The organism is Sphingomonas benefaciens, assembly GCF_052907485.1.
This window is the reverse complement of record NZ_JBREIC010000005.1, coordinates 284106-296857: the sequence shown is the minus strand read 5'-3', so window position 1 is coordinate 296857 and position 12752 is coordinate 284106. Positions and strand designations below refer to the sequence as shown.

Here is a 12752-nt window from a genome sequence, read left to right as displayed (position 1 = left end):
GCTTGGCGCGATACGCGCTAACGCTGCCCCCGGCAAGCGCTCGCCTGCTTTACCGCCGCGCGCGGAATTCCAGCGCGATCGAGTTGATGCAATAGCGCAGGCCGGTTGGCGGCGGGCCGTCGGGAAAGACATGGCCGAGGTGGCTGTCGCAGGGCGCAGCGCGTCTCGGTCCGGGTCATGCCGTGGCTCGTGTCGCTATGGTCGGTGATCCGGTCGCGCGCGATCGGCTGGGTAAAGCTCGGCCAGCCCGAACCCGAATCGTATTTGTCGGCGCTGTCGAACACGTCGAGGTGACAGGCCGCGCAATGGTACAGGCCGTCCGCCTTGTTGTCGGTCAGCGTGCCTGCGAAGGCACGTTCCGTCCCCGCCTCGCGCAGCACGTGATATTGTGCCGGCGACAGGCGCTTGCGCCATTCGGACTCGGAAAGATTGAGCTGATCCATCGCGTTACCTTCCTGGGCGGCGTGGGCGTCGTCAAGGTCGTCAGCCGACCCTGGTCACCGCCGCCATGACCTGGATCAGTCGCGGCGGCAGCAGCGCGACGAGCGGCGACGACCAGCGGCTTTCCGCGACCCGCCGCGCCGCGCCGGCGACCGCCATCGGCCGCGCCACGCGGCGGGCGAAGCGCGGCTGCCAGCGGCTGGCGCATTCGCCCGCCAGATGCGCACGGGCGGCGTCGATGCCGCTGGCGAGCGCGATGCCCATGCCCTCCCCGGCCAGCGACGGGATCACCGCCGCCTGGTCGCCGAGCCGGTACAGGCCGGGGGTGCCGTCGCGCTGTCGCCAGCCATAGGGGACGTTGGCGATCGCATCGATCGTTGCCGTCGCGTCGAGCCCGGCGAGTCGCGCTCCCAGTGCTGGGTGCTCGCGCGCCAACGTCTCGAGCAGCGCCAGCGGCGTGCCCGCCGCGTGCAGCCGCGACCGATGCACCGCCAGGCAGATGTTGGCACTGCCATCCTCCTGCGCGACGATGCCGGCATAGCCGCGGTCGAACAGGTGCAGCTCGATCTGCCCGGCCAGCGCCGCGGCGACGTCGCGCGGCGGGTGCAGCCGCAGGCGCAGGCCGAGCGTCGGATCGTCGCCGCGCGCGGCGGCGGGGCGGGCGTGGCCGCGCAAATCGTGCTTGCCGGTGGCGAGGAACAGCGTGTCGGCGGCGATCGTCGCGCCGTCCGCCAGCGTCGCGATGCCCGCGTCGAGACTGCGCACCGCCACGCCGCTGAGGCAGGTGACGCCGACCCGTGCGGCCGCGGCCCGCAGCTCCGTGTCGAGCCGGCGGCGCGACAGGCCCATCGCCGGCGCGGGCAGGCGCGCCCGATGCACCCGGCGGCCGGCGAACAGCGCCACGCCGTCGACGCGGTGGCCGCCCAGGCTGGCGGGATCGACGCCCAGTTCGGCGATGCGCGCCACCGTCCGCCAGCTGACGAAGCCGCCGCACAGCGCGTCGCCGGCCGGCTGGCGCTCGACCAGCAACGGCGCGACGCCGCCGCGTGCCAGCGTGATCGCGGCAGCGCAACCGGCCGGCCCGCCGCCGATGATCAGCGCCGCCGTTCGACGCATAACCGGAACGGAAAGGCACGGAAGACGCGGGCGTCGCGCACGCCGGCCGCGGCGAGCAGCGGCGGCCATTCGGAAGGGCGATAGGCGCGCGCGATCGACAGCCGGCCGTCGTGGCGGACGATCGGATGCCAGCCGGCGACGCGGGCGAGCAGCGGATAGCCGGCATAAGCGAAGCCGTGGCGATGCAGGTCGTTGACGAACCAGCCGCGTGCCGCTTCCGCTTCCATGAAGCGCAAGAAGGCAACGAGTTGCGCGTGCGTCATGTGATGCGCGACCAGGCTGCTGATCACCACGTCCCAGCCCTGTCCGGCAAGATCGGCATAGTCGCCGGTGACGTAGTGGATCGCATCGGCGGGATCGGTGTGCGCGCGGGCCGCCGCCTCGCTGCGCGGGTTGAGGTCGACGCCGGCCAGCATCATCGCGACGCCCCGCCGCCGGGCCCAGCGGGCGATCGCGCGCAGCATGTCGCCGTCGCCGAAGCCGACGTCGAGCAAGCGGAGCGTCGCGCCGTCCGCTACCGCCGCGATCCGGTCGAGGAAGGCGAGCGTCGGCCGCCGCGCCAGCGTCACGGTATTGACCCGCGCCAGGTCGGCGACGACCGCGGCATAGACGTCGGCGGGCAGGTCGTCCGCGTCCATCAACTCCTCGGCCGTGCTGCGCACCGCCAGCGTCACGCCACCCGCTCCAGCGCCAGCCCCTCCGCCGCCAGCCCCGGTCCGAAGGCGAGCGCCACGCCGGCGTGGGGACCCGGCGGCGCGGCGAGCATCCGCGCCAGCACGAACATCAGCGTCGCCGACGACATATTGCCCTTGTCGTGCAGCACCGCCCGCGACGCGGCGAGCGCCGCCGGCGGCAGGCCCAGCGCCTGTTCGACCGCGTCGAGGATCGATCGGCCGCCGGCGTGCACCGCCCAGAACAGATCGTCCGGCACGGCATCGCCGACGATGCTGGCGATCAGCTCCGGATCGGCAAGCGCGCCAGCGATCCGCGCCGGCACCGCGCCGTCGAGATGCATGACGAAGCCCTGGTCGGTGACCGTCCAGCGGATCAGCGCGGCGCTGTCCGGCACCGTCGCGGCGAACGGCTGGCCGAGCGCAATGCCGCCCGGCTCTCCCGTCACCAGCGCGGCCGCGGCACCGTCGCCGAACTGCAGCATGGCGAGCAGGGCGCCGACATCGTCGGTGTCCTGCAGGTGCAGCGTCGACAGCTCCACCGTCACCACCAGCACGCGCGCCTTGGGCTCCGACCGGACGATATGCCGCGCGGTGCGCAGTGCGACCACCGCGGCATAGCAGCCCATGAAGCCGATCAGCGTCCGTTCGACCTGGCGCGACAGCCCCAGCGCGTGGGCGATGATCTGGTCGACGCCCGGCGCGACGAAGCCGGTGCAGCTCGCCACCACCAGATGGGTGATGCCATTTGTGTCGGCCTGCCCGGCGAGATCGGCGATCGCGGCGAGCGCCAGTCGCGGCGCTTCCTCGGCATAGATGGCCATCCGCGACGCGGTGCCCGACATGGCGCCGGCGTAGAAGCCGCCCGCCGCGGTCGGATCGGGGAGCACCGACCAGCGGTGCGCAATGCCCGATCGCGCCGCCATCCGGTCGAACAAGGCGCGCGGCCGCGTGTTCAGTCGCGCGTCCGCCCAATCGAGAAAGGCCTGATGAACGTCATGCGGGGGTACGGCGACACCCACGGCGTGGAGATAGGCGGTCACGCAGCTCCTTCCTGGCCCGCAGGCGATTGATGGGGATGAAACGCGCCGGCGGGAACCTCGGGCCCGTCATTCTCGTTCGCCAAGCCAGTATGAAATAAAAGTTAGTTTATCTGTCCGAATTTGTCCAAATGTCGGAATGAACTTGTTTTTTTCCGGTTCCGAATGATACCGGAACCATGGCTGGCAGACGCTGACGGGAGAGCGTACAAGGTGGCGGAAGAAACGGTTGCGGGGCTGGTCAAGGACCTGACCACCCAATTGTCCGCAATAGCGGTGGACTTCGGTTCGCGGGCGGATCGCCTGATGAGCCAGACCACGCTCACCGCCCAGCATGGCCAGCGTCCACCGGGCGACATCGCCCGCCAGTTGCTCTCGCAGCGAGCCGCGCGGTTCGAGCATCTTCCCGCCGATCTGTTCCACGAACCCGCCTGGGACATGCTGCTGGCGCTCTTCGTCGCGCATGAGGAGCGACGGACGATGAACGTCAAGACGCTGGTCAGCACCGCCGCCGCCCCGGTCACCACCTCGCAGCGCTGGATCGACCATCTCCACAAGCTCAAGCTGATCGATCGCGTCATCGATCCGATCGACCGCCGCCGGATGGAAATCTCGCTCAGCGATTCGGGCCATAGCGCCGTATTGGCCTATCTGCGCCGGCTCGGCGCGGCGTAATCCTGCGATAACAGATCGAAACGGCGGATAATTTTATTACGTCCGCAAAAGGGGAAGGGCGGGTGTATCATACCCGTTTTGCGATCTGTCTGGCACGGTTCCTCTCCCTGACGTCCCCACCAGTGTGCATCTGCGGCTGACCAGATCCACCCGCTTTGATCCCGATTGAAAACATCGGATTGCATTCTGGTTCAGTAAATCTTGTTTAAGCACGAACCCTGATTTTCTCCCCCGTGCATAACACACGGGGTTGGGGTCGGTGACGATCGCAAGTATAGGGGACAATGTCGGGCGGGCGTTTGGCAGCGGTGCGGCAGCAATGCTTGCGCTCGCCATGGTGTCGTCGACGATGATCGTGGCGGAAGCCGGTGCGGACACGCGTGCCGGGACGCAGATCAGCAACGTCGCCACTGTCGAGGTGACCGGCAAGGAAGGGCGCTGGACGATCGCGTCCAACCCGGTCGTGTTACGCGTCGGCGAACGGCTCGACGTCGCGCTCGTCCGCGCCGACGACACGGCGGTCGCCATCGGTGCCGGCGGCGCCACCGTCCCCGTGCTGCTGACCAACCGCGGCAACGGCGACGAGGCGTTCGACCTTTCCGCCGCACTGTCCGATACCACCGCCACCGTGCGCGGCGTCGCCATCGACACCGATGGTGATGGACGCCTCGGTCCGGCCGATACGTTGCTCGTTCAGGGGCATACGCCGCTGCTCGCGCCCGGCGCGACGCTGCGCCTGCTGGTGCTGATCGACGCCGCCGCCGATCCGGTCACGGCGGTCGCGCTGACGGTGAACGCCCGCGCCGCCACCGGCAGCGGGCCGCAGGGTACGACGATCACCGGCGCCGGCGACGGCGGCGGCGATGCAATGACCGGCGCGACCGGCGCCGCCGCCAGCCTGGTCGTGCCGATCGGCGACGCGCAGGGCCTGCCGACGCTGATCAAGTCGCAGGCGGTGCGCGCCGCCGACGGATCGACCCGCGCGGTCGCCGGCGCCGTCATCACCTACACGCTGGAAGCGCGCTTCACCCGGCCGGTGCGGGGCGCGCGCCTGCTCGATCCAATCCCCGCCGGCACGCTCTACCGCGCGGGCAGCCTGACCCTCGACGACACGCCGGTCAGCGATGCCAGCGGCCTCGACGCCGGCGGCCGCATCGCCGTCGCGCTCGGCGACATCGCCGGCCCGGCGCTCCGCACCCTCCGTTTCCAGGTGACCATCCAATGAGGAGATTGTCCGTGTCCTTCCCACGTATCGCCGCTGCCTTCGCGCTGACCGGCGCGGTCGCCGCCGCGGCGCCGGCGCTGGCCGCCGGGCCGCTGACCATCGCCACGCGGATGATGGTCGAGAAGCGCATCGCCGCCGCCGACGGCACCACCCGCATCCAGATGGTGCCGGCGGTCAAGGCGGTGCCCGGTGCGCGCATCACCGTCGTCCTCGCCTATCGCAACACCGGCGCGCAGCCGATCGGCAACGTCGTGCTGGCCAATCCGGTGCCGCGCAACATCGCCTATCGCAATCCCGCGCCGGGCTCCGCCGCGCCCGAGCTGTCGGTCGACGGCAGCACCTACGGGCCGCTTTCCGCCCTCACCGTGGCCGGCCCGCAGGGTCCGCGGCCCGCCACGCTCGACGATGTCACCCACGTCCGGTGGCGCCTCTCCAGCCCCATTGCGGCCGGGCAGGGAGGTGAACTCGCGTTCCAGGCCGTCCTCAAGTGACATTGCAACAGGGGGTTATCATCATGAATCGCTATCGCCTGACGCGATACTGGCTGGCCGGGACGGCCGCCGTCGCGTCGATCGGCACCGCCCAGGCGCAGACCGGCACCACCGCGGGCACGCAGATCACCAACACCGCCAGCGCCACCTATACGGTCAACGGCACCGCCGGCACCGCGACGTCGAACACCGCGACCTTCGTCGTCGACCGCAAGGTCAATCTGACCGTGATCACCGCGCAGAGTGCCAATACCCAGGTCAATCTGGGCCAGACCGGCGCGGTGACGACATTTCAGGTCACCAACAACACCAATGCGACGCAGGATTTCCTGCTATCGGCCAACCAATTGATCCCAACCGGGATTTTGACCGGGACCGACAATTTCGATCTGTCCAACCTGAAGATCTACGTCGATTCCAACGGCAATGGCACCTACGATCCCGGCGTCGACACCGCGACGTACATCGACGAACTGGCGCCCGATGCGCGCGCGACGGTGTTCATCGTCGGCGACATCCCGACCTCGCCGCTCGCTTCGATGGCGATGGTCGGCCTCGATGCCACCGTCGCTGCCGGTGGTACGGCCGGCACCGCCGGTGCGGCGCTGATCCCGACGCCGCTCAACACGGTCAACCAGGACAGCGAGATCGACATCGTCTTCGCCGATGACGACAATGACGGCACTCTGGGCTACGATACCGCCCGCAACGGCCAGGGCTGGGCCTATGCCGCCTATGAAGTCGGTGTGCATTCGGTCGCACTGACCGTCACCAAGACCGCCAGCGTCATCTCCGATGGCGTCAGCACGCTCAATCCCAAGGCGCTGCCCGGCGCGATCGTGCAATATTGCCTGACCGTCAGCAACGCCACCGCGGGAACCCCGGCGAGCGGCGTCAACCTGACCGACGTCATCCCCGCCAACACCACCTACGTCCCCGGCTCGATCAACGTCGGCAACGTCGGCGCCGCCGGCGCCTGCCTGATCAACGGCTATCCGCAGAATGACGACGGGTCGCAGGCGGCGGGCCCGTACATGGGCTCGTTCAACACCAGCACCAAGACGGTGACGGCGACCATCCCGACGCTGGCCGGCGGCGCGTCGCTGGCGGCGAGCTTCCGCGTCAAGATCAACTAACCGCCCACCTCGCACAGAAAGGAACCGGACCCGGCGCGGCCGTCCCCGCGCCGGGCACCACCCGACCTATGCCTATCGTCCGGCTGCTCCTCCGTCTCGCGGTCCTCCTGTGTCTCGGCCTCGGCACCCTGCCGGCGGCCGCGCAGACGCATGTCGAGAACACCGCGACACTGACGTTCGAGACGGGCGGCGCGACGCAGGCGATCCGGTCCAATACGGTGGCGCTCGACACACAGCGCACCAAGCGACCCACCAGCATCAGTTTCCGCCTGCTGCCCAACGGCTTCACCCCGACCGGTGCGCGCTGTGACGGCAGCACCTTCGTGCCGGCGCCGATCGATCCGGCGACGCTGGCGAGCAGCCCGCGGCTCGCCGCGATCGACATCTACCGGCCGATGATCATCGTCATCGACGCCGATGGCGAGAACCACGATTCGACCAAGCGCGAAACCGTGTCGCTCGACGTATCGATCGGCGGCAACGCGGCCAAGCTGCCGCTGCTCGAGACGGACGCCGACACCGGCGTCTTCGCCGGCGCGGTGCCGGCGATCGACGCGATGGCGGACGCTGGCCTCGCCGCCTGCGCGCCGCCGATCAAGCCGGGCGATCACGTCCGCCTTGCCTTTCCGGAAACGGACAGCAGCTATCCGTCGGTCTACGACCTGCTGATCGATCCTGCCGGCTACGTCTTTGATTCGCGCAGCGGCGCGGTGGTCGACGGTGCCACGGTGACGCTGCTCGACGCCAATGGCCGGCCGGCGACCGTCTATGGCGACGACGGCGTCAGCGCCTATCCCTCGACCGTCGTCACCGGCCGCGCGGTCACCGATGCCAGCGGCCGCATCTATCAGGCGATTTCCGGTCGCTATCGCTTCCCCTTTGCCGCCGCGGGCTATTACACGCTGCGCGTCGATCCGCCCGGCGATTACAAGGCACCGTCGGTGGTCGCGCCGGCGGCGCTGGCGCCGCTGGTCACGCCGGAGGGGACGCGCTTCATCATCTCCGCCGCCAGCTACGGCGGCCAGTTCGCGCTGGCGACCGCCGATCCGGTCTATGTCGACATTCCGCTCGACCGGCCGGGCAACGGCACGCTGCTGCTCGCCAAGACCGCCTCGGTACGCGACGCCTCGCCGGGTGATTTCATCCAATACCGGCTGCAGCTGACCAATCGCGATACGGTCGCGGCCAAGGGGCTGACGCTGTCCGACTATCTGCCGGTCGGGCTGCGCTATGAACGCGGCTCGGTGCGCGGCGCCGCGGAGCCGCAGGTGTCGGGCGACGGGCGCAACCTGTCCTTCGTGCTGCCGGCGCTGCCCGCCGGGCAGATGCTCGACATCCGCTACGTGGTCAGCGTCGCCCCCGGCGCGCCGGTCGGCGAGGCGCTCAATCGTGCCCAGGCGAGCGGCAGCGTCGGTGTCACCAGCAACCAGGCGGCGGCCTCGGTGCGGCTGCGGCCGCTGCTGTTCACCGACGCGATGACCGTGATCGGCCGCGTGTCGGAAGGCGCGTGCGGCGATCCCGCGGCCAAGCGCAAGGGCATCGCCGGCATCCGCCTGCTGCTCGAGGACGGTACCTTCGTCGTCACCGACCGCGACGGCCTCTACCATTTCGAGGGCGTGCGGCCCGGCCGCCATGTCGTCCAGCTCGACACCAACAGCATCCCGGCCAGCTATGCACCGATCGCGTGCGATGTCGACACGCGCCAGGCGCGCAGCCCCATTTCGCGCTTCGTCGAAGGCGATGGCGGCCTGCTCAAGCGCGTCGACTTCCAGCTGCGCCCGACCGGCAAGGCGGCGGCCGCCGCCGATGCGTTGCCGATCGTCGCCGCCAGCGATGCGGAAGCGGCGGGCAACCGCGACTGGCTGAATGGCCAGACGCCGGGCGTCGACTGGCTGTTCCCGCAGGTCGGCCACAATCCGCGCGCGCCGGCGCTGCGCGTCGCGATCAAGCATCTGCCCGGCCAGCGGATCGCGCTGACCGTCAACGGCCGCCAGACCGATCCGCTCGCCTTCGACGGCACCGATGCCGGCGCCGGCGTCGCGGTGTCCAAATGGACCGGGCTCCCCTTGGTCGAGGGTGACAACCGCCTCGTCGCGCGCGTGCTCGGCGCCGATGGCGCGCTGGTGACGACGCTCGATCGCGTCGTCCATTATGCCGGTGCGCCGGTCCGTGCGGTATTCGATGCCGGCAAGAGCCGTCTCGTCGCCGATGGCCTGACCCGCCCGCTGCTCGCCATCCGCGTCACCGACAAGGACGGTCAGCCGGTGCGGGCGGGTACTCTGATACCTTTCCACGTCGATCAGCCCTATCAGGCGGCGGTCGAGGCGGCGCTGCAACAGGGTCGCCAGCTTGCCGGCCGCGAGGCGGCGGCGACGGTCGCGCCGGTCGTCGGCGACGGCGGCTATGCGTTCCTCGCGCTCCAGCCGACCACTCAGGCCGGCGCCGTCCACGCCACCGTGTCTCTGCGTGAAGATCGTCAACTTCGCAGCATTGACGTCCGCGCCTGGCTGGCGGCGGCGCAGAAGGACTGGACCGTCGTCGGCTTCGGCGCGGGCACGGTCGGCTATGACGTGCTGCGCCGCCACGGCAGCACCTTGCCGCGCGGGCAGCGCGACGGGCTGGTCACCGATGGCCAGCTCGCCCTTTATGCCAAGGGCCGGATCAAGGGGCAGTGGCTGCTGACCCTCGCCTATGACAGCGACCGCGTCTACGACCCCGACCGCGGCCTGCTCGGGACGATCGACCCGGACCGCTATTACACCGTCTATGGCGACGGCAGCGCGCAGGGCTATGACGCCGCGACCCGCCGCAAGCTCTACCTCCGCCTCGAACGGCGGGAATTCTACGCCTTGTTCGGCGATTTCGAGACCGGCTTCACCGACACCCAGCTGACCCGCTACAGCCGTACCCTTTCGGGCGCCAAGCTCGGCTATCAGGGCCGCCGCATCGCCGGCCAGGCCTTCGCGGCCAAGACCGACACGCTCTACGCGCGCGACGAGATCCAGGGCAACGGCCTGTCCGGCCCCTACCGGCTGCACGCCCGCGGCATCGTCCCCAACAGCGACAAGCTGCGCATCGAGGTGCGCGACCGCTTCCGCTCGGAGCTGATCGTCTCGGTCACCCAGCTGACCCGCCATATCGATTACGACATCGACATCGATCTCGGCACCGTTCGTTTCCGCCAGCCGGTGCTCAGCCGCGACGCCAGCCAGAATCCGATCTTCATCGTCGCCGATTACGAGGTCGAGGGCGGCAAGGCGGGCCGCCTCGCCGCCGGTGCCCGCGTCGCTGCCAAGGTCGGCCGGGTCGAGATCGGCGCCAGCGGGTTGCGCGACGAGACGATCGGCAACGCCACCATCGCCGGCGCCGACATCCGCGCCCGCCTCGGCGCGACCGAGCTGCGCGGCGAGATCGCGACCGGCGGCAAGACCGGCTTGTCGGGCGGCCTCGCCTATCTCGCCGAGGCGGAGCATCACGGCGGCGGCCTCGACCTGCTCGGCTACGTCCGCCAGCAGGATGGCGGCTTCGGCGTCGGCCAGCAGAACCTCGTCGAGGCGGGCACGCGCAAGGTTGGCGTCGACGGCCATGTCGCCTTCGGCAAGCGGCTGTCGGTGACCGGCACCGCCTGGCATCAGGACATGCTGGCGAGCGCAGCGACCCGCACCGCGGGCGAGGTCCGCCTCGACTATCGCCGCGCCACCGGCACAATCTTCGTCGGCGGCCAGTTCGCCGCCGACCGGGGCATCGACGGCAAGGACCGCGATTCGCGCCTGCTGACGCTCGGTGGCACGCAGGTGCTGTTCGACGGTGCCCTGACCCTCGCCGGCCAGACGCAATTCGCGCCAGGCGGCCAGAAGTCGTCGGTCGACTTCCCCGTCCGCCATCAGCTGACCGCGGCGTGGAAGGTGAAGCCGGGCATCCGCCTGCTCACCGGCTATGAGATCGCCGACGGCGCCGCCTTCACCGCCCATACCGCCCAACTCGGCTTCGACGTTGCGCCCTGGACCGGCGCCAAGCTGATGAGCACGCTCAACCAGCAGGCGATCGGCGAGAATGGCGGCCGCACCTATGCGCAATATGGGCTCAGCCAGTCGCTGCCGCTCGGCAAGCAGTGGACGGTCGACGCGACGCTCGACGCCTCCAACACGGTGCGCGGCAGCATTCCCAAGGGCGCGGTGATCAACGCCTTCCAGCCGGTCGCCTCCGGCGGCCTAGTCGGCCAGGCCGGGCAGGCGACGCAGATGCAGGGCGACTTCACCGCCGCCACGCTCGGCGCGACTTATCGCGCGGCGCGCTGGTCGTGGACCGGCCGGGTCGAATATCGCGCCTCGGCGGAGGAGGATCGGATCGGCCTCACCACCAGCCTGTTGCGCACGCTCGGCGAGGGCAAGACGCTGGCGTCCAGCCTGAAGGCCTATACCGCCACCGATCGGACGGGCGCAGTCGCCGCCTATGCCTCTGCCGATCTCGCGCTCGCTTGGCGTCCGCTCGACAGTCGCTGGTCCTTGCTCGAGCGGTTCGAGCTGCGCCACGAGCGCGCCGACGCGGGCTTCACCGACGCCAACGTGCTGGGCGTGCCGGCCAACGGTGCCAGTGCGCAGATCACCTTCCGCGCGATCAACAATCTCGCGATCAACTATCGCAGCGGCCCGGAGGGGCTCGGCCACGGCTTCGAAGGCACCGTCTACCATGGCGCGAAATACGTCCGCGGCCGTTTTGCCGACGACGTCTACGACGGCTTCATCGACGTTGTCGGGTTCGACCTCCGTCAGGACATCGGCACCCGTTTCGACATCGGCGTCGCCGGATCGGTGCAGCATGCCTGGAACCGTGGTGCCTGGTCGTGGAGCGGCGGGCCGACCGCAGGCGTCTCACCCGCGCCCAATCTGTGGCTCAGCGCCGGCTATAATCTGTCCGGCTATCGCGACCGGGATTTTTCCGATGACCGCTACACCCGCCAGGGCCCGTATCTGACCCTGCGGCTCAAGTTCGACCAATCGTCGCTGCGTGGTGCGACGCGTGCCCTCCTTGGACGGTGATACCGATGATGCCTGCTCCGCAAGTTGCCTTAAGGACGCTGCCCGCGCTGGAAACGCTGCCACCGCTCGAGACGCTGGCGCTGCGTTTCGCGCAGATGCCGCGCGAGGATGCCGAGGCGTTGATCGACGGCTATGCCGCCGCCGCCGTCGGCCGCTGGCAACTCGCCGATGCGACCTATTGGCAGCGCGTCAAATTTCGCTCGCGGTTGCTGCGCGCCGCGGCCGGGCCGTTTCCCTGTTCTCCCCTGCCACGCATCGGAAAGGCATGACGATGCAACCAACGCTGCTGCCACCCCAATTCGCGGCGCTGCCGTTCGCGCCCTCACTCGACGATCGCCGTCAGGATCGGCGCCACGCCACCGTGCTGCTCGTCGGGCGGGTGCGCGGCGACAGCGGGGAATCCGCCTGTCTGGTTCACGACATTTCGGCCAGCGGGCTGATGGCGCGGTTCACCACGCCGCCCGTCGTCGACGACGTGCTGCTCATCGAGGTCCGCGGCCTGCCCGAAGTGCGGGCGACAGTACGCTGGGTCAACGGCTTCAAGGCCGGCTGCGCGTTCGACGCGCCCCAGGATCTGACCCGCGTCTTCTGCCTGCGGGACGAGAGCGGGCTGGTGATGCGCACCCCGCGCTTCGCCATGCGCGCGGCGAGCAGCGTGCGCATCGGCGAGCGGCGATTCGCCGTCGACATTCTCGACATCTCGCCGGGCGGCGTGAAGCTGGCGGCCGAGGAGACGGTGCAGGTCGGGCAGGCGGGCAGCATCCTGCTGCCGGCAATCAAGGCGCTATGCTTCGGCGTGGTGTGCTGGACGCGCGGCGACCGCTTCGGCTTCCGCTTTTCGACGCCGTTGCCGCTGACCAGCCTGTCGCAGGTGCTCGACGGCAGCTGATCGGGCCCCAGCGGGGCTGTCCTTATCCA

Annotated in this window: 10 protein-coding genes and 1 pseudogene; 7 read left to right on the top strand and 4 right to left on the bottom strand. The window is 69.9% G+C overall.

Features of this window, described 5'->3' with window-relative positions; genetic code table 11:
• Positions 1 to 49: 49 nt before the first annotated feature.
• From msrB to ACU5AX_RS16620, 4 genes and pseudogenes are all read right to left on the bottom strand, one after another.
• A pseudogene (gene msrB, locus ACU5AX_RS16635) lies at positions 50 to 443 on the bottom strand (peptide-methionine (R)-S-oxide reductase MsrB).
• A 40-nt stretch (positions 444 to 483) separates the two neighbouring features.
• A complete protein-coding gene (locus tag ACU5AX_RS16630; RefSeq protein ID WP_446691866.1) occupies positions 484 to 1557 on the bottom strand; it encodes an NAD(P)/FAD-dependent oxidoreductase in 1074 nt (357 codons plus the stop codon).
• Positions 1536 to 2231 (bottom strand): methyltransferase domain-containing protein, encoded by a 696-nt coding sequence (locus ACU5AX_RS16625; RefSeq protein WP_446691865.1) that lies wholly within the window; start codon positions 2229 to 2231, stop codon positions 1536 to 1538. The genes ACU5AX_RS16630 and ACU5AX_RS16625 overlap by 22 nt, the downstream gene beginning before the upstream one ends.
• On the bottom strand, positions 2228 to 3271 hold the full coding sequence (locus ACU5AX_RS16620; RefSeq protein ID WP_446691864.1) for a type III polyketide synthase: 1044 nt from the start codon (positions 3269 to 3271) through the stop codon (positions 2228 to 2230). The genes ACU5AX_RS16625 and ACU5AX_RS16620 overlap by 4 nt, the downstream gene beginning before the upstream one ends.
• A gap of 210 nt (positions 3272 to 3481) precedes the next feature.
• Between ACU5AX_RS16620 and ACU5AX_RS16615 the strand changes: the two genes are divergently transcribed.
• The 7 genes from ACU5AX_RS16615 to ACU5AX_RS16585 all read left to right on the top strand — a co-directional run bounded on the left by ACU5AX_RS16615 (position 3482) and on the right by ACU5AX_RS16585 (position 12723).
• Complete coding sequence (locus ACU5AX_RS16615; RefSeq protein ID WP_446691863.1) at positions 3482 to 3943, top strand: hypothetical protein; 462 nt, start codon at positions 3482 to 3484, stop codon at positions 3941 to 3943.
• A gap of 319 nt (positions 3944 to 4262) precedes the next feature.
• Entirely contained in the window at positions 4263 to 5168 is a 906-nt protein-coding gene (locus ACU5AX_RS16610; protein ID WP_446691862.1) for a hypothetical protein, read from the top strand.
• 11 nt (positions 5169 to 5179) lie between these two features.
• Positions 5180 to 5659, top strand: a complete 480-nt coding sequence (locus ACU5AX_RS16605) for a hypothetical protein (protein ID WP_446691861.1) — start codon at positions 5180 to 5182, stop codon at positions 5657 to 5659.
• Positions 5660 to 5682: 23 nt separating this feature from the next.
• Complete coding sequence (locus ACU5AX_RS16600; RefSeq protein ID WP_446691860.1) at positions 5683 to 6795, top strand: hypothetical protein; 1113 nt, start codon at positions 5683 to 5685, stop codon at positions 6793 to 6795.
• 68 nt (positions 6796 to 6863) lie between these two features.
• Positions 6864 to 11834 (top strand): hypothetical protein, encoded by a 4971-nt coding sequence (locus ACU5AX_RS16595; RefSeq protein WP_446691859.1) that lies wholly within the window; start codon positions 6864 to 6866, stop codon positions 11832 to 11834.
• 5 nt (positions 11835 to 11839) lie between these two features.
• Positions 11840 to 12103: a hypothetical protein gene (locus ACU5AX_RS16590; RefSeq protein ID WP_198354061.1), complete on the top strand. Its 264-nt coding sequence runs from the start codon at positions 11840 to 11842 to the stop codon at positions 12101 to 12103.
• On the top strand, positions 12100 to 12723 hold the full coding sequence (locus tag ACU5AX_RS16585) for a PilZ domain-containing protein (protein ID WP_446691858.1): 624 nt from the start codon (positions 12100 to 12102) through the stop codon (positions 12721 to 12723). The genes ACU5AX_RS16590 and ACU5AX_RS16585 overlap by 4 nt, the downstream gene beginning before the upstream one ends.
• Positions 12724 to 12752 lie beyond the last annotated feature (29 nt).